Origin of the sequence: Mycobacterium basiliense (assembly GCF_900292015.1) — a bacterium.
GTDB lineage: Bacteria > Actinomycetota > Actinomycetes > Mycobacteriales > Mycobacteriaceae > Mycobacterium > Mycobacterium basiliense.
Genome location: NZ_LR130759.1, coordinates 1,814,366 through 1,832,511, shown reverse-complemented (window position 1 = coordinate 1,832,511; position 18,146 = coordinate 1,814,366). Strand labels below are relative to the sequence as shown.

The 18,146-nt window shown below is 65.5% G+C and carries 12 protein-coding genes (1 of these 12 cut by a window edge); 4 read left to right on the top strand and 8 right to left on the bottom strand.

From position 1 onward, the window contains the following. Positions 1–101: 101 nt before the first annotated feature. From ftsY to sepIVA, 8 genes are all read right to left on the bottom strand, one after another. Entirely contained in the window at positions 102–1,457 is a 1,356-nt protein-coding gene (gene ftsY / locus MB901379_RS07720; RefSeq protein ID WP_158016077.1) for a signal recognition particle-docking protein FtsY, read from the bottom strand. 96 nt (positions 1,458–1,553) lie between these two features. Further along, on the bottom strand, positions 1,554–5,165 hold the full coding sequence (gene smc, locus MB901379_RS07715) for a chromosome segregation protein SMC (RefSeq protein ID WP_158016076.1): 3,612 nt from the start codon (positions 5,163–5,165) through the stop codon (positions 1,554–1,556). A gap of 11 nt (positions 5,166–5,176) precedes the next feature. Then, a complete protein-coding gene (locus tag MB901379_RS07710; protein ID WP_158016075.1) occupies positions 5,177–5,458 on the bottom strand; it encodes an acylphosphatase in 282 nt (93 codons plus the stop codon). Continuing rightward, positions 5,445–5,858 (bottom strand): OsmC family protein, encoded by a 414-nt coding sequence (locus tag MB901379_RS07705; protein WP_158016074.1) that lies wholly within the window; start codon positions 5,856–5,858, stop codon positions 5,445–5,447. Before MB901379_RS07705 ends, MB901379_RS07710 begins: the two co-directional genes overlap by 14 nt. A 107-nt stretch (positions 5,859–5,965) precedes the next feature. Then, on the bottom strand, positions 5,966–6,844 hold the full coding sequence (gene mutM / locus MB901379_RS07700) for a DNA-formamidopyrimidine glycosylase (RefSeq protein ID WP_158016073.1): 879 nt from the start codon (positions 6,842–6,844) through the stop codon (positions 5,966–5,968). Further along, positions 6,845–7,576: a ribonuclease III gene (gene rnc / locus MB901379_RS07695; protein WP_158016072.1), complete on the bottom strand. Its 732-nt coding sequence runs from the start codon at positions 7,574–7,576 to the stop codon at positions 6,845–6,847. Next, a complete protein-coding gene (locus tag MB901379_RS07690) occupies positions 7,573–8,166 on the bottom strand; it encodes a YceD family protein (protein ID WP_158016071.1) in 594 nt (197 codons plus the stop codon). The genes rnc and MB901379_RS07690 overlap by 4 nt, the downstream gene beginning before the upstream one ends. A 76-nt stretch (positions 8,167–8,242) precedes the next feature. Then, complete coding sequence (sepIVA, locus tag MB901379_RS07685; RefSeq protein ID WP_158019026.1) at positions 8,243–8,980, bottom strand: cell division protein SepIVA; 738 nt, start codon at positions 8,978–8,980, stop codon at positions 8,243–8,245. Positions 8,981–9,298: 318 nt separating this feature from the next. On the opposite strand from sepIVA, the gene MB901379_RS07680 reads away from it, so the two are divergent. The 4 genes from MB901379_RS07680 to MB901379_RS07665 all read left to right on the top strand — a co-directional run. After that, positions 9,299–10,072: a thioesterase II family protein gene (locus MB901379_RS07680; RefSeq protein ID WP_158016070.1), complete on the top strand. Its 774-nt coding sequence runs from the start codon at positions 9,299–9,301 to the stop codon at positions 10,070–10,072. 673 nt (positions 10,073–10,745) lie between these two features. After that, on the top strand, positions 10,746–12,509 hold the full coding sequence (gene fadD26 / locus MB901379_RS07675) for a long-chain-fatty-acid--AMP ligase FAAL26/FadD26 (RefSeq protein ID WP_158016069.1): 1,764 nt from the start codon (positions 10,746–10,748) through the stop codon (positions 12,507–12,509). Next, entirely contained in the window at positions 12,506–18,100 is a 5,595-nt protein-coding gene (locus MB901379_RS07670; RefSeq protein ID WP_158016068.1) for a type I polyketide synthase, read from the top strand. Before fadD26 ends, MB901379_RS07670 begins: the two co-directional genes overlap by 4 nt. Continuing rightward, positions 18,100–18,146: the 5' portion of a type I polyketide synthase gene (locus MB901379_RS07665; RefSeq protein ID WP_158016067.1), read on the top strand. The gene runs 4,606 nt beyond the window's last position; only the first 47 of its 4,653 coding nucleotides appear in the window; its start codon is at positions 18,100–18,102; the stop codon falls past the right edge of the window. The genes MB901379_RS07670 and MB901379_RS07665 overlap by 1 nt, the downstream gene beginning before the upstream one ends.

The following is an 18,146-nucleotide window of genomic DNA, read 5'->3' as shown; positions in this document are numbered from 1 at the left end:
ATGACTGGTGACCTGATCCAGAACCATGCGCAGTAGTTGTTGCGGCAATGGTGCCGCCGTGTTTCATCAGGATTAACGTAAGACCTGCTGTGTAAGAGCTACTAGCCGAGCAGGGCGTCGACGAAAGCGGCCGGTTCGAACGGCGCCAGATCGTCGGGGCCTTCACCCAGACCTACCAGCTTCACCGGCACGTCGAGCTCCTGCTGGACCCGGAAAACAATGCCGCCCTTCGCCGTTCCATCCAGCTTGGTGAGAACCACTCCGCTGATCTCCACGACCTCCGCAAAGACCCGCGCCTGCGCCAGCCCGTTCTGCCCGATCGTGGCGTCGAGCACCAGTAAAACTTCGTCGACCGCCGCCCGCCGGGTCACCACGCGCTTGACCTTGCCGAGTTCATCCATCAGACCGACCTTGGTGTGCAGCCGGCCGGCGGTGTCGATGAGGACCACATCGGCGCCCATGGCAATCCCCTTGTCGACGGCGTCGAAGGCCACCGAGGCCGGGTCAGCGCCTTCGGCCCCGCGCACGACCTCCGCGCCCACCTGGGCCGCCCAGGTCTGCAGTTGATCGGCCGCGGCCGCCCGGAACGTATCGGCCGCGCCCAACACCGTGCGCCGGCCATCGGCCACCAGCACCCGCGCCAACTTGCCGACCGTGGTGGTTTTTCCCGTGCCGTTCACGCCGACGACCAGTAGTACCGACGGATGGTCGGCGTGCGGCAGGGCACGGATCGAGCGGTCCATGTCGGGGTGCAGCTCGTTGATCAGGACGTCCCGTAGCACACCGCGTGCGTCGGCCTCGGTACGGACCTTTCCGCTGGCCAGCCGGGCGCGCAGGTGCGACACCACCGACTCGGTGACCACCGGCCCCAGATCGGCGACCAGCAGGGTGTCCTCCACGTCCTGCCAGGACTCCTCGTCCAGATCGCCGCCACCGATCAAGCCCAGCATGCTGCGTCCGAACGCGTTTTGGGATTTGGCGAGCCGCCCACGCAAGCGCTCCAAGCGACCTTCCGGCGGCTCTATGGCCTCGACTTCCCGTATTTCCGGTGTTTCCGGCGCCGGCGCGGCCTGGGAGGCAGGGGCCACCGGCGGCGCCGGTTCGGAGATGGTCGGGCCCGATGGCGTGTCGGCCTCGGGTTCGGGTTCAACCTCCGGGAGATGGACTTCGGCGATGGTGCGCTTGGGGGCGTCCCGCGGAACGGTGGCATCGTCACCTACCGCGGGCAGCCCGCTGGTGTCCATTCCGTCGGCGGGTTCGGCCGTCTCGACCGGCGAGGGTGTCTGGCTGAAGGTGATCCCGGACGACGCGGTGTAGCCGCCGGAGCGGTCCAGCGCTTCCGGTCGGGCCGACAGGTTGATCCGCCGCCGACGGTAGCGCACCAGACCGATGACCAGCGCCGCGATGACGACCAGGGCGGCGACGACCGCGATGGCGATCCATAGACCTTCCGACACGCAGACAATCCTTCCAGGGCTAGACGAGATGCGGACAGCGAGGGCGAACGCTGCCCGAGTTCAAGGCGCCCCCCAGAAATGGAGGGGCTGGCAAACCTACGAGGAAGTGGTGGCGAGCCGCTCCACCTGCTGGCCCCGCATCCGTTGCGAAATCACGGCGGTGATGCCATCGCCCTGCATGGTCACGCCGTACAGGGCGTCGGCAACCTCCATCGTCGGCTTTTGGTGCGTGATGATGATCAGCTGGGACCGATCCCGCAGTTGTTCGAACAATCCGATCAACCGGCGCAGGTTGGTGTCATCCAGCGCGGCCTCCACCTCGTCCATGATGTAGAAGGGCGACGGCCGTGCCCGGAAGATCGCAACCAGCATCGCTACCGCGGTCAGCGCCTTCTCGCCACCGGAAAGCAACGAGAGCCGGGTGATCTTCTTGCCGGGCGGGCGGGCCTCGACCTCAATTCCGGTGGTCAGCATGTCGTCGGGTTGGGTAAGGCGTAGCCGACCTTCGCCACCCGGGAAGAGGGAACTGAACACGGTCCGGAATTCCCGTTCGACGTCGACGAACGCGTCACTGAACACTTGCAGGATGCGCGCATCCACATCGGCAATGACGTCGAGCAAATCCTTTCGCGCCGCCTTGACATCTTCGAGCTGGGTGGAAAGGAAGTTGTAGCGCTCTTCCAGCGCAGCAAACTCTTCAAGAGCCAGCGGGTTGACCCTGCCCAGTTCGGCCAGATCTCGCTCGGCACGTTTGGCCCGACGCTCCTGGGTGACCCGGTCGAACGGCATCGGGGCCGGTGCCACCACCTGCTCGCCTCGTTCGCGGGCCTGCTCGAACTCTGCCATTTCCAGCTCGGTGGGCGGCAACGGAATCTGGGGACCGTATTCGGCGACCAGATCGGCCGGTGCCATTCCGAATTGTTCGAGCACCATCTGTTCGAGCTGCTCGATTCGCATCGCCGCCTGGGCGTTGGCCACCTCGTCGCGATGCAGCGAATCGGTAAGCGCGGCCACCGTGGCGCTAAGGGTGTTGGTCTCCTCGCGAACCGCCGCCATCGCCGCGGACCGCTGTTGGCGTTCGGCGGCCAGCTCGTCGCGCAGTTGTGACGCCGAGTCGACCACCCGGTTCAGTCGCCACGCCAGCAGCCGACCCGAGTCCGCGACCGCGGCGGCCACCGCGGCCGAGCGCAGCCGAGCGGCCCGCGCCTGTTCGGCACGCCGCCGCGCCTCTCGCTCCGCGGCCGCGGCGCGGCGCAGCGAATCGGCCCGGCCACGCACCGCGTTGGCGCGTTCCTCGGCGGTCCGCACCGCCAACCGGGCGTCGACCTCGACGGCGCGCGCGCTCTCGGCGGCCGCCGCGATCGCCTGGCGAGTCTGTGCTGGGTTGGGGTCCTCCGCCTGCACATGCTGGGTCTGCTGGGCGTTGCGCAACCGGGTCTCGAGCTCGGATACCTCCTCGAGGGTCTGCGCGCGTCCAACTTCCAATTCCTCACGCTGTCGCAGCAGCCGGGTCCACTCCTCCTCCGACGCGCGCGCCTCCTGACCGAGTCGGCCCAGTTGTTCGTACATCGCCGAGATTGCGGTATCGGATTCGTTGAGGGCCGCCATTGCCTGCTCGGCGGCGTCCTGACGGGTCTCCTGCTCGGTCAGTGCGCCCGACAGGGCCGCGCTCAGTTGCGCCACCTGCGCCTCAGCGGCGTCCAGTTCGCTCCTGGCCCTATCGATCTCCGAAGTGATCTCAAGGGTGCTGGGCTTGCGGTCGGACCCGCCGCTGACCCAGCCGGCCCCCACCAGATCGCCATCGATGGTCACCGCACGCAGTTGGGGGCGAACCGCCACCAAATCCAGCGCTTCAGCCAAGTCGTTGACCACCGCGACCCCGGAAAGCATCGCCGTCAGCGCACCGCGCAATCGCGGCGACACATCGACCAAATCCAGTGCCCACTGCGCGCCGCTGGGCAGCTCACCGGTCGGTACGGGGCCGGTGGGAGCCGGCCAGTCGCTCAGCACCAACGCGGCGCGGCCGCCGTCTGCGTCCTTGAGCGCACGGACGGCGGCACGGGCTGCATCGAAGCTGTCCGCGGCCAGGGCGTCAGCCGCCGAGCCCAGCACCGCGGCCAACGCCGCCTCGTAACCCGAACGCACCTTAACAAGCTGGGCAACCGATCCGAAAAGCCCTGCGCCACCACGATTCCGCGCCAACCAGGCGGCGCCGTCCTTGCGGTCCAAGCCCACCGAAAGCGCGTCGATGCGGGCCCGCAACGACGCCACCTGGCGTTCGGCGTCACGCTCGGCCACCTGTAGCTCAGCGACGCGTCCGTCGGCCAGCCGCAACGCGGCCACCGTCCGTTCGTGCTGCTCATCCAGACCGACCTCGCCCTGATCTAGCTCACCGACGCGGGCCTGCACGGTTTCGAATTCCGCACGAGTGTGCTGGGCGCGCGCAGCGGCCTCATCGATCCGCTCGGACAACCGCGCAACGCTGTCATCGATCGATTCGACGCGCGCCCGCATGGTTTCCACCTGTCCGGCCAGCCGCGCCAGACCTTCGCGCCGGTCGGCCTCGGCTCGCACCGCCGCCAAATGCGCCCGGTCGGCCTCCGCAGCACGATGCTCGCGGTCGGCCAGCTCCGCGCGTGCGGCATCCAGCCGGGCGCGGGCCTCGGCCAGCTCCGCCAGTAGCTGCTGCTCGGCGACGGCCATCTGCTGTGCCTCGTCCTCCAGCGCGTCGGGGTCGGTGTCGCCGCTGATCACCGGCTCGACATCGAGGTGCTGCGCACGCTCACTGGCGATACGCACGGTAGCGCCCACCCGCTCCGCCAGCGCGGACAAGCCGAACCAGGTGTGTTGGACGGCGTCGGCCCGAACCGACAACTCGGCCAGCGCGGCTTCGTGGGTGGCCAGCTCCTCGGATGCCACCGTCAGCCGGGCGGCGGCGTCGTCATGGTCACGGCGCATGGTGGCCTCGGCCTCGAAGATCGCTTCGCGTTCGGACCGCCTGCTGACCAGGTCGTCGGCCGCCAGCCGCAGCCGCGCATCACGCAGGTCAGCCTGAATGGTTTGGGCGCGGCGAGCCACTTCGGCCTGGCGGCCCAGCGGCTTGAGTTGACGCCGCAATTCGGTCGTCAGATCGGTGAGCCGAGCCAGGTTCGCCGACATGGAATCCAGCTTCCGGAGCGCCTTTTCCTTGCGCTTGCGATGCTTGAGCACCCCCGCGGCCTCTTCGATAAAGGCCCGCCGGTCCTCGGGGCGCGATTGCAGGATCTCGTCCAGCTTGCCCTGACCGACGATCACATGCATCTCTCGGCCGATCCCGGAGTCACTCAGCAGTTCCTGGACGTCCATCAAACGGCAACCGCTGCCGTTGATTTCGTATTCGCTGGCACCGTCGCGAAACATCCGCCGGGTGATCGACACCTCGGTGAATTCGATCGGCAGCGCGTTGTCGGAGTTGTCGATCGTGACGGTGACTTCCGCACGACCCAGCGGAGCGCGCGACGACGTACCGGCGAATATGACGTCTTCCATCTTGCCGCCGCGCAGGGTCTTGGCTCCCTGCTCCCCCATCACCCACGCCAGCGCATCGACCACGTTGGATTTGCCGGAACCGTTGGGCCCGACGACGGCGGTAATACCGGGCTCGAACCGCAAGGTCGTCGGCGCAGCGAAGGATTTGAAGCCCTTCAGCGTCAGACTCTTGAGGTACACGAGGGGCCAGATTACCGCTCGCTGAACCCGGCGATCCGCTCCGATGCCCCCGACCAGTCCACCACGACGTTGTCCACCCGTCCGGGTGTGGCGCCACCCCGCAACAGCTGCAGCAATTGCTCCCCCGACCCGCGGGGCCCCTGGGCAACCACCAGCACCCGGCCGTCGGCCTGATTGGCGGCATAGCCGGTAAGGCCCAGCTCGAGCGCACGGCAGCGGGTCCACCAGCGGAAACCGACTCCCTGCACCTGACCGTGCACCCACGCGGTCAGCCGCACGTCAGGCTGGGACATCGGCGACCTCGAATTTGACGGTGGTGCCCGATTTCAACGTGCGCCCCACCGTGCACACCAGGTCGACGGCACGGTCGACGACCAGCATCACTCGCTCTTTCTCCTCGTCAGTCAAGCCCGACAGGTCGAGCTCCAGCGTCTCGGCGAGCAGTGGATAACGTTCCTGGTCGCGGTCGGCCGCACCGGACACCCTGACCACCGCTTGGTAGTCATCGCCGAGCCGACGCGACAGCGGCTGGTCACTGGACATGCCGCTGCACGCCGCGAGGGCGATCTTCATCAGCTCACCCGGGGTGAACACCCCGTCGACATCCTCTGAGCCGACGAGTACCTGCGCTCCTCGCGAGCTGTGTCCCGTGTAGCGGCGGGTGCCCGTGCGTTCGACCCACAGTTCCGTCATGGCTCCTTTTTACTGGTTCCCGCTGAACGGCCCTGCCGCGCCCCATCCCGCCATCAGTCGCGCGCCGGCGCCGCCAGCGGAGGTGGCCGACCACCGTGGCATTGCGTTCAACGTCGGGGCCGCGGCTGGCATCGCGGGCAGTAGTACGACGAGCGGTTCATGAACTTCTCCCTGCGCATCACCGCACCGCAGCGCCGGCAGTTTTCGCCTTCGCGACCATAGGCATCCAGCGACCGGTCGAAGTAGCCGGACTCGCCGTTAACGTTGACATACAGCGAATCGAACGAGGTTCCGCCCTGGGCCAGCGCTTCGCGCATCACTTCGGTGGCCGCAGCCAAGACGGCGCCCAACTGCCGCCGGGTCAGTGTGGCGGCCACCCGGGCACCGTTCACCTGCGCTCGCCACAGCGCCTCGTCGGCGTAGATGTTGCCGATTCCCGACACCACCCGCTGATCGAGAAGCTGGCGCTTGAGCTCGGAATGCTTGCGCCGCAACACTTTAATGACGGCATCGGCGTCAAAACGTGGATCCAGCGGATCACGTGCCAGGTGAGCGACCGGCGCCGGCACCACGCTGGTGTCCACCGTTACCAGGTCGGCAAGCAGCCATCCGCCAAACGTCCGCTGGTCGGCGAAGCTCAGCACTGTCCCGTCGTCGAGCAGCGCCGAGATGCGCACATGATCGGCGCGTGGGACGGTCCCGATCAACATCTGCCCGCTCATGCCCAGGTGCACCACCAGTGCGGTGTCCGGCCCGTCACCGTTGGTCATGGCCGTCGGAGTATCCAGGGTCAACCACAAATATTTGCCGCGTCGATCGGTGCCGACGATCCGCGCGCCGAGCAGCCGCGCCGTCAGGTCGGTGGCTCCGGCCTCGTGACGACGTACCGCACGGGGATGATGAACCCGGACCGCGGTCATCGTCTTGCCCACCACGTGGGCCTGCAAGCCGCGGCGCACCACCTCGACTTCGGGTAGTTCCGGCATCTAGGCCGACGAACTGCCCGGCATCGCGGTATCCAGGACTTCGACCGCCTCGAGCGTTTTGTACGCCGCTGCCGCGGCCTTTTGCTCGGCTTCCTTTTTGGATCGCCCTATGCCCGACCCGTATTCGGTGTCCATCACCACGACCACCGCGGTGAACTCCTTGTGATGGTCTGGGCCCGTGGAGGTGACCAGGTACGACGGCGCACCCAGCCCACGCGACGCGGTCAGCTCCTGCAAGCTGGTTTTCCAGTCCAGACCGGCCCCCAGCGTGGGTGCCGCATCAAGCAACGGACCGAACAAGCGCAGGATCGCCTCGCGGGCCACCTCTATTCCGTGTTCGAGGTAAATGGCACCCAGCAGCGATTCCATGCCGTCGGCCAGGATGCTCGATTTGTTGGCCCCGCCGGTATTCGCCTCGCCGCGGCCCAACAGCATGTGCTCGCCCAGGCCGCCGTCGCAAAGGTTGCGCGCGACGTCTGCCAGCGCCTGGGTGTTGACCACGCTGGCCCGCAATTTGGCCAGGTCGCCTTCCGAACGTTCCGGATGGCGGTGAAAAAGCTCGTCGGTGATGGTCAACCCCAGGACGGCGTCACCAAGAAATTCCAACCGCTCGTTGGTCGGTAGCCCGCCCTTCTCGTAGGCGTAGCTGCGGTGGGTCAGGGCCAGCGAGATGAGCGGATCGGGCAGGTCCACACCGAGCGCGTCGAGCAGAGGTTGTCGCGACGAGGTCACCGCTCACCTCGATCCGGGGTGTCGGCGTTTTCCGGCGCAAACATGTCGGCAAGCTTGGCCCACCTAGGATCGATCTGGTCGTGGTGGTGACCGGGATCGGTGTCCAGCGCGACACCGCACACCGGGCAAAGTCCGGGGCAATCCGGCCGGCATACCGGCGAAAACGGCAGCTCAAGGCCGACGGCATCGATGATCGGCTGCTCGAGATCTATTTTCTCGTCGACGACGCGACCAACCTCTCCTTCCTCGGTGGTTGCCTCGGTGGTGCTGGCGGGATAGGCGAACAATTCGGTGAGGCCGACCTGCACCCGCCCGTGGATTGGGGTAAGGCAACGTGAGCACTCGCCGCTCGTCGGCGCGGCCACCGTCCCAGTCACCAACACCCCTTCCGACACAGATTCCACCCGCAGGTCCAACTCCAGCGGCGCACCCCGCTCGATTGCAATCAACTCCAGACCGATGCGCGCGGGACACTCCACGGTGTCATGCACGATAAACATGGCCCCGGGACGCCGCCCGAGCCGGGCGATGTCCACCGCCATCGGGGCAGTCAGATGTCCGTGTGTTGTGTGGCTGCGCTGCCTGGCCATGGCAGAAATCCTACGGCGCTCGCCGCGGCCCAGTGCCGTTCCGCCGCCTGTTGACGTTTGAGCTTCCAGGACGGCACTAACGCGTCGCGTAGTCGTGCGTGCCCGCCGCGGTGCGCAGCTGGTGGCGGCCTCGCCCGACGGAACGAAGTGTGCCGTTGAGCATTTCTTCGAACTCGGCAAGCTTGGTGTCCACATAAACGTCGCATTCGCCGCGGAGCCGGTCGGACTCGGCATGCGCCGAATCGATGAGGCGCGTGGCTTCTGCGCTGGCGGCTTGCACGACCTCGTTTTGCGATACCAGGCGCTGTTGTTCTTTGATGCCCTCTTGTACCGCGTTCTCGTATGAGACGTTGCCGCTTTCGATCAGGCGATCGCATTCGGATTTGGCGCGGCTGATACTCGCTTCGTATTCCCGCTTCGCCGCGGCCGCTATGCGAACGGCCTCCTCGCGCGCTTCCCCGACCATCCGCTCACTGTGTTGACGCGCCTCACTGACCATCCGATCGGCCTGAGCCTTGGCATCGGACAATATCCGGTCGGCCTCCGCGCGGGCATGGTTCAGCATCGATTCGGACTCGGTGGTTGCCGAGGACACCATGGAGTCGGCGTGTGCTTTCGCCTCGTGCAGCATGGAATCGCGCGCATCCAACACGTCCTGCGCGTCATCCAGTTCACCAGGAATCGCATCTTTGATGTCGTCGAGCAGCTCCAGGACGTCACCGCGAGGCACGACACAGCCCGCCGTCATGGGCACGCCACGGGCTTCTTCGACAATTGCGCTCAACTCGTCGAGCGCTTCAAAGACTCGGTACACGGCCATACCCTCCTGGCATCCCTGGCATTGTGACTGTTACCAGTGTGCCTGGTGTTATCTCTGTGACGCCGCTGGCCGCGCCGGTGTGTCGGGTCCTATTCGGCATTGCTTGGGCATTTCTTGGGCATTTCGGGACCTGCGCGGGCGAGGATCCACGACCACCAACGGCGTCGGCTGCACCGACTGCGGCGCCGGATTCACGGCCGCATTCCGGACCGTCGTCGCACCAATGCGGCAAGCGCTCGGAGCCCCAGGACCATCGGCGACCAGCGACGGCGGCGGCGGCTGACCGCCCCATGGCGCCCATGCACGTCCGTTGTGGATCAGCGGTATGGTGGCGCGGTGAACTGGCGCTCGACCAACAGTAAAAGCGGTGAAAAGCTAACCACACCCGCGCTATATATCTTTCCGCACGCCGGTGGAACCGCGAAGGATTACGTCGCGTTCTCCAAAGAGTTTTCCTCCGACGTCAAACGGATAGCCGTCCAGTATCCCGGGCAGCAAGACGGGTTTGGCCTGCCCCCGTTGGAAAGCATTCCGACGCTCGCCGAAGAGATCTTCGCGATGATGAAGCCGTCGGCCCCGACTGCCAATCCGGTCGCTTTCTTCGGCCACAGCATGGGCGGGATGCTCGCCTTCGAAGTCGCGTTGAGATTCCAATCGGCGGGACATCGGGTGCTGGCGTTTTTCGTGTCGGCCTGCTCGGCGCCCGGACATGTTAGATACAAGCATCTCAAGAGTTACTCGGACAACGATATGTTGGACCTGATCGCCCGCATGACTGGCACGAATCCGGATTTCTTTGCCGATGAAGAGTTCCGGGTGGGCGTGTTGCCCACCTTGAGGGCAGTCCGTGCCATTGCCGGCTATTCGTGCGCACCCGAGACAAAGCTGTCCTGCCCAATTCACGCTTACATCGGAGACAAGGATTGGATCGCGACCCAAGAAGACATGGATCCCTGGCGCGACCGAACGAGTGAAGAGTTTTCGATCCGGGCATTTCCCGGCGACCACTTCTATCTCAACAACAATTTGCCAGGGCTTGTCGAAGATATCGAGGATAAAACACTGCAATGGCTTGAACGCTCATAGTTTTGCCGAATTGTCCTGGCCGCTCAAAGTATTGGTTCCGACGGTGCGGGTAACACCCGGCCCCGAGTTCGCCAGCGGCCGGTGCGCCGCGCCGGCCCGCCGGGCGGCGTACGCAAGCCGCCGCCAGACCTAGGGAGCCGGCAACCCGCCACCCGTCCCCGGCGCGGTCGCGGGCTTGTTACGTTTGTCACAACGGGACGTCGGTCCCAAAACCACTGGCATCCTGGTGGGAGGAAGCCATACCTCAAATCTCACTCAGATGAACATTGGTCACTAATGCAACACATGCCACAGCTTGCGCAGTCCGTCACAACAGAATGCACGTTTGAGGCTTTCTACCCAGCTCACACCACTGCGATACCAGATATTGCCAGCGGAGCACGCTGGGGGAACCCGTTGGATTTTCCCAATAGTGCACGCAGCTGCCCTGGGGGCCGCTTACGCTATATCTAGGGATTCGTTATTCGGGGAACGGGGATTAGTCTAGGGCCGATCACCTGACGCCGCACAGACGTGCTTCGATGGGTGCTAACTGCGAGATCGTCAGGGCGGCCTGGTCAGCGCGGACCAGCAAGTCACAGAGCGCCAAGACGTCTCGCTGTGCGATCGACAGGCGGTTTCACAGCGTCCACAACACATAATTGAGCAGACAGCCGAATGGGAGTGTAGTGCGATGCCGGTGAGCGACCGTTCGATACCCTCTTTGCTACAGGAGCGCGCCAGACAGCAGTCCGACACCGCAGCCTTTACCTACATCGACTATGGATTGGATCCTACGGGGTTTGCTGAGAGCTTGACATGGTCGCAGGTTTACAGGCGCGCTTGCATCATCGCTGAAGAGCTCAAACTATGCGGCGTCCAGGGTGATCGAGTGGCAATTCTGGCACCGCAGGGGCTGGAATATGTCATCGCATTTCTCGGTGCACTACAGGCCGGATTCATTGCGGTTCCTCTTTCGACTCCACAATATGGAATTCACGACGAACGCGTGTCCGCGGTGTTACGGGATTCCCAACCCGTTGCCATTCTCACGACCTCGTCTGTGGTAGGCGACGTAACGAAATACGCGTGCTCACACAACGGCCAGCCCGCCCCGTTGGTCATTGAGGTCGATCTGCTTGATCTGCACTCGCCGCAACCGCTGCAGCCGCTGCAGCCGCTTGCGCAGCCGGCGACCGGCGCAGCATATCTGCAGTACACGTCCGGGTCGACACGCACACCGGCCGGCGTCATCGTGTCGCATGAGAACGTCATTGCCAACGTGACGCAGAGCCTCTACGGGTACTTTGGGGGCCCCGAAAAGATTCCGGGCGACATGTCGGTCGTGTCGTGGCTGCCCCTATTCCACGACATGGGCCTCATTCTCGGAATTTGCGCCCCCCTGGTGGCTGATCGAAGCGCAACATTGCTTAGCCCGATGTCGTTTCTGCGCCGTCCCGCCCGGTGGATGCAATTGTTGGCCAGCAGCGGGCGTTGCTTTTCCGCGGCACCCAATTTCGCATTCGAATTGGCCGTGCGCAGGACCTCCGATGAAGACATGGCCGGACTCGACCTCAGCAACGTCTGCGGAATCGTCAGTGGCAGCGAGCGAATCCATGTGGCCACGGTGAAGCGCTTCACCGAGCATTTTGCTCGCTACCATCTCAGCCCCGCGGCGGTGCGCCCGTCCTATGGGCTGGCGGAAGCGACCCTCTACGTTGCGGCGCCCGAAGCCGGAACCGCCCCCAAGACGGTCCGTTTCGACTACGAGCACCTGACCGCCGGTCAGGCCCGGCCTTGCGGGGCCGAGGGGTCAGTCGGTACCGAACTCATCAGCTACGGCTCTCCGGACCCATCTGCCGTGCGAATCGTCGACCCGGAGACCATGATCGAGAACCCACCGGGCACGGTCGGCGAGATTTGGGCGCATGGCGAGCACGTGGCCATGGGTTACTGGCGCAAGCCCGACCAGAGCGCGCGCACCTTCAACGCCAGGCTGGTCAATCCCGCACCGGGAACTCCCGAGGGACCGTGGCTGCGGACCGGTGACCTGGGCGTCATGTCCAATGGCGAGCTGTTCATCATGGGCCGCATCAAAGACCTGCTCATCGTCGATGGGCGCAACCACTACCCCGACGACATCGAGGCGACGATTCAGGAGATCACCGGCGGCCGCGTCGCGGCCATAGCCGTGCCCGACGACATCACCGAGCAACTGGTGGCGATCATCGAACTGAAGAGACGCGGGGCATCCGCGGAAGACGCCATGCTCAAACTGCGTTCGGTCAAGCGTGAAATCACCTCGGCGATATCGAAGTCGCACAGCCTGCGCGTGGCCGATCTGGTTCTGGTGTCACCGGGCTCGATTCCGATCACCACCAGCGGCAAGATCCGGCGTTCGGCCTGCGTCGAACGTTATCGCAGCGACGGCTTCAAGCGGCTGGACGTGACGGTATGACGGCCAGCATCAACGGCGAAGCTGACCTTCGCCACTGGCTTGTCGACTACCTGGTCACAAACATCGGCTGCACGCCCGACGAAGTGGATCCCAATCTCTCGTTGGCCGACCTCGGGGTGAGTTCGCGTGACGCCGTCGTGCTCTCTGGGGAACTGACGGAGTTGCTGGGCAAAACGGTGTCCCCGATCGACTTCTGGGAACACCCGACGATCAATGCGCTTGCCGCCTACCTCACCGCGCCGCAGCCCGACCCCGGATCGGAGGCCGCGGTAGCGCGTGGGGCCCGCAATTCACTCGAGGAGCCGATAGCCGTCATCGGGATGGGATGTCGGTTCCCGGGAGGGATATCCGGACCCGACGAACTCTGGCAGTTCCTCTGTGACCGGCGTTCCTCGATTGGGCAGGTCCCCGACGAACGGTGGGACCTGTTCGACGACGGCTCGCCCGCGGTGAAGGCATTACTGGCCCGCACCACCCGGTGGGGCTCCTTCCTCCCCGACATCGACGCCTTCGATGCGGAATTCTTCGAAATCTCCACCAGCGAAGCGGACAAAATGGACCCCCAGCAACGCCTGTTGCTGGAAGTGGCCTGGGAAGCGTTGGAACAAGCCGGAATACCGCCCAGCTCGCTGCGACGCTCCCAGACCGGGGTGTTCGCCGGGTCATGCCTGAGCGAATACGGCGCCATCGCTTCCACCGACCTCACCCAGGTGGATGGCTGGAGCAATACCGGCGGCGCGATGAGCATCATCGCCAACCGCCTCTCATATTTTCTTGACCTGCGCGGCCCCTCCGTGGCGGTGGATACTGCCTGCTCCTCATCACTGGTGGCGATCCATCTCGCCTGCCAGAGCCTGCGTACCCAGGACGCCAACCTGGCGATCGCGGCCGGCGTGAATTTGTTGTTGTCCCCTGCCGTATTCCGCGGGTTCGACCAGGTGGGTGCGTTGTCACCGACCGGCAACTGCCGCGCATTCGATGCCGCCGCCGACGGATTCGTCCGCGGTGAAGGCGCCGGCGTGGTGGTCCTCAAGCGATTGACCGATGCACAACGCGACGGCGATCGGGTGCTGGCGGTGATCTGCGGCTCAGCCATCAACCAAGACGGTCGTTCCAACGGCCTGATGGCACCGAACCCGGCGGCCCAAATGGCCGTTCTCCGCGCCGCCTATACCAACGCGGGAATGCAACCCAACGAGGTCGACTACGTCGAGGCCCACGGGACCGGAACTTTGTTGGGCGACCCAATCGAAGCGCGTGCCCTCGGCACGGTGCTGGGCCGCGGACGTCTCGAGGACTCTCCCCTGCTGCTCGGCGCCGTCAAGACCAATCTCGGTCACACGGAGGCGGCCGCTGGCATCGCCGGCTTCATCAAGACCGTGCTTGCGGTCCAACACGGCCAGATCCCACCGAACCAGCGCTTCGAGAGTCCGAACCCGCATATCCCCTTCGCCGACCTACGGATGAAAGTCGTTGACGAACTGACCGATTGGCCGGACACGGGGCATCCGCGTCGGGCCGGTGTGTCGTCATTTGGATTCGGTGGCACCAACGCCCACGTGGTGATCGAGCAGGGACAAGAGGTGCCGCCGACGGCCCAGGAGCACCCGAGCCCGGCGGTGTCCACGCTCGTAGTAGCGGGTAAGACCGCACCGCGAGTGGCGGCGACCGCGGACGTGCTGGCCGACTGGATGGAGGGCGCGGGCGCCAACGTGCCACTGGCCGATGTGGCCCACACGGTCAATCATCACCGCTCACGACAGACCAAATTTGGCACCGTGGTGGCGCGGGACCGCGCCGAGGCAGTGGCTGGATTGCGCGCGTTGGCCGCTGGGCAGCGCGCCCCCGGCGTAGTCAATCCACACGACGGCGCGACCGGGCCGGGCACGGTGTTCGTCTACTCCGGGCGTGGATCGCAGTGGGTTGGGATGGGCCGTCAACTGTTGGCCGACGAGCCGGCTTTCGCCGCTGCGCTCGCCGAACTGGAACCGGTGTTTGTCGAGCAGGCCGGTTTCTCGCTGCGGGACGTCATCGCCGGCGGCCAGGAGCTGGTCGGCATCGAGCAGATCCAGCTCGGACTCATCGGTATGCAGCTGACGTTGACCCAGCTGTGGCGCTCCTACGGCGTGCAGCCCGACCTGGTGATTGGCCATTCGATGGGCGAGGTGGCCGCCGCCGTGGTCGCCGGGGCGCTGACCCCGGCCGAAGGGTTGCGGGTGACCGCCACCCGTTCCCGACTGATGGCGCCGTTGTCCGGCCAAGGAGGCATGGCCCTGCTCGAACTGGACGCGGCCGCGACGCAGGCGTTGATCGCCGACTACCCGCAAGTCACGCTGGGGATTTACAACTCCCCGCGGCAAACCGTCATCGCCGGTCCCGCCGGCCAGATCGATGAGTTGATCACCCGGGTCCGGGCGAAGGACCGCTTCGCGAGTCGGGTCAATATCGAAGTGGCCCCGCACAATCCGGCCATGGACGCGCTGCAGCCCCAGATGCGTGCGGAGCTGGCCGATCTCACCCCACGGACCCCGACCATTCCGATCATCTCGACCACCTACCAGGACTTCAGCACCCAGCCACTGTTCGACGCCGAGCACTGGGCCACCAACATGCGCAACCCGGTGCATTTCCAGCAAGCCATCGCCGCGGCCGGCATCGACCACCACACCTTCATCGAAATCAGCGCCCACCCACTGCTGACCCAGGCCATCACCGATACCTTGCTCAGCGCGCAGCACGGAACCCGATACACCAGCATCGGGACCCTGCAACGCGACACCGACGACACCGTCACCTTCCGCACCAATCTGAACGCCGTCCACACCACCCATCCACCGCACACCCCCCATCCGCCCGAGCCGCACCCACCCATTCCGACGACCCCGTGGCAACACACCCGCCATTGGATCTCCCCAACACGTCCGGTCAATATGGTGGGATCGGCGCCCCGGCCGGGCACGCTGCTCGGCCAACACACCGCGGTGCTATCGAGCCCGCCGGCGAACCTCTGGCAAGCGAGGCTGGCACCGGACGCCAAGCCGTACCCGGGGCGGTACCGATTCCACGGGGTCGAGTTGGTCCCGGCTTCCGTCGTGCTGCACACCCTCCTGTGTGCGGCAGCCGAATTGGGCTACTCCACGCTGACCAGAGTCCGCTTCGAGCAACCCGTATTCATCGACCAGCCACGCCTGATCCAGGTCGTCGCCGGCAATCACTCGATCAGCCTGGCCTCCAGCCCGGCCGGTGAAGCCGACGCACAACGCTGGACGCGCCACGTGACCGCGCAACTCTCGGCCGCATCGGGCGTCCCGGCCGCGTCCGGCGACCCCCATCTGGCCAACGGCCACCACAACGGTCGCAGCGAGAACGGCCACAGCGAACCGACGCCGGACGCCGTTCCCGACCTGGCCGCGCGCTTCGCCGCGCATGGCGTCGATGGCCTGCCGTTCAGCTGGTCTGTGTATTCGTGGACGCCGACGGCAACCGGTCTCAGGGCTGCGATCGAACTGCCCGAAGCGTTGCCGGAAGGTTCGACCGCACCACTGCTGGACGCCGCGGTTCACGTCGCAGCGCTGGCGGACGTGGACGATTCACGGCTCTACGTGCCGGCAAGCATCGAGCGGGTATGGCTCAGCGACGCCGTCACCGCGCCGCGCGGGTCGGTGATCCTGAACCGCATCGCTGACGACGGTGACGAACTCACGGTCGATCTCACCGTCGCCGGGCCCAACAAAATGCCCTGTCTATCGATGCGCTCACTACGGTATCGAGCGCTGGACTTCAGCGAGGGCCAGCCGGCCGCACCGATCGCCCTATCACCTTCCGATGCCAGAGATTTCGTGCACACAATCGAATGGCAACCAAGGACCGATCGAAGCGATGCGAAGGCGCACCCGGTCGCCGGTTTGCGACCCGTCGCAATAATCGGCAATGCCGGCGCCGCGCTGCGACCACGCCTCGAGGAGGCCGGCTATCCACCGGCAGCGCCGTCGGAGGCCAGTTACCTGCTCTACGTCACCGACGCCGACCCGGCGGGCCCCAACGAGACCGACGTCGACTTCGCGGTGCGAGTGTCCGCCGAAATCAGCGACTTGGTCCGGACGTTGGCGGCGAGGGACGCTGACAAGCCGGCCGCGTTGTGGATCATCACCCGCGGAGTGCACGAATCCGTGACGGAGTCAGCGCTGCGCCAGAGCTTCCTGTGGGGCTTCGCCGGCGTCATCGCCGCTGAGCATCCTGAGCTCTGGGGCGGCCTGGTCGACCTCGCAGACCACGACGACATCGAGGGTATGGGACCGGCACTTGCCGGTCTGCTGCAAAACCCGAGCAAGTCCATCCTGGTCCTGCGAGAGGGCATGGTGCTGGCACCAACGTTGGCGCCGGTACGGGGCAATCCGGTGCGAAAGTCTTTGCAGTGCAGGCCAGATGCTGCCTACCTCATTACCGGCGGTATGGGGGCGCTGGGTCTGTTGATGGCGGATTGGCTCGTCAGTTGCGGTGCTCGCCGATTGGTGTTGACCGGCCGCACACCGTTGCCGCCAAGGCGGGATTGGGAGCTCGACAGCCTCGACGCCGGGCTGCGTCAGAAGATCGACGGTATCCGAGCCCTCGAAATGCGTGGTGTGACGGTCGAGGCCGTCACTGTCGACGTCGGCCGCGGTGACGATATGCAAGCCTTGGTGGCCAAGCGCGATCGTGATGGCGCTGCGCCGATCCGCGGCATCATCCACGCGGCGGGGGTCACCAACGATCAACTGGTAACGCAGTTGACCGACGATGCGGTGGCACAAGTGATGTGGCCCAAGATCGCCGGCAGCCGGGTGATCAGCCAGGCGTTTCCGCCCGGCAGCGTCGACTTCTTGTTCTTAACCGCTTCGGCCGCAGGGATATTCGGTATCCCCGGGCAAGGATCGTATGCGGCCGCCAATTCTTACCTGGACGCACTGGCGCGGACGCGCCGCCAGCAGGGTTGCCACACCATGAGTCTGGACTGGGTGGCCTGGCGCGGACTTGGATTTGCCGTCGATGCGCAGATCGTCAGCGACGAGCTGGAGCGCATGGGTTCGCGGGCCATCACGCCGGACGAGGCCTTCACCGCTTGGGAACACGTTCAGGGCTACGACATTGCCCAAGCGGTCGTGGTTCCGGTGCCGTCACCCGGCGGCGCGGACGGATCGACGCTCGGTGAGGCATACCTGATACCGGCACATGACTGGTCGCAGATGTCGGCCACGGATGTGCGCGATGAGCTGCAGAACGGGTTGCGCAGCATCATCGCCGCCGAACTCCGGGTACCGGAGAACGACCTGGATATCGACCGGCCGTTCGCCGAGATGGGGCTCAATTCGCTTATGGCGATGGCTATTCGGCGTGAAGCCGAGCAATTCGTCGGAATAGAACTGTCGGCCACCATGCTGTTCAACCATCCGACGGTTGCGGCCCTGGCCCGGTATCTCGCCAAGCGCGTTGCGCCCCAGGACAGCCCCGAGGAAGATGCGATGACCGCGCTGTCGTCCTCGGCCGGAAGCATCTTGGACAGCCTGTTTGACCGGATCGAATCGGCTTCGACAGAGGCCGAGGGATCGGCGTAATGCGGACTGCGTTCAGCCGGATTTCCGGCATGACCGCGCAGCAACG

Bases quoted from the DNA above. Each gene is read 5' to 3' on its own strand.
- MB901379_RS07710 (WP_158016075.1), bottom strand. From the start codon at position 5,458: ATGTCCCAGCCTGACGTGCGGCTGACCGCGTGGGTGCACGGTCAGGTG.
- MB901379_RS07705 (WP_158016074.1), bottom strand. From the start codon at position 5,858: ATGACGGAACTGTGGGTCGAACGCACGGGCACCCGCCGCTACACGGGA.
- mutM (WP_158016073.1), bottom strand. From the start codon at position 6,844: ATGCCGGAACTACCCGAAGTCGAGGTGGTGCGCCGCGGCTTGCAGGCC.
- MB901379_RS07690 (WP_158016071.1), bottom strand. From the start codon at position 8,166: ATGGCCAGGCAGCGCAGCCACACAACACACGGACATCTGACTGCCCCG.
- fadD26 (WP_158016069.1), top strand. From the start codon at position 10,746: ATGCCGGTGAGCGACCGTTCGATACCCTCTTTGCTACAGGAGCGCGCC.
- MB901379_RS07670 (WP_158016068.1), top strand. From the start codon at position 12,506: ATGACGGCCAGCATCAACGGCGAAGCTGACCTTCGCCACTGGCTTGTC.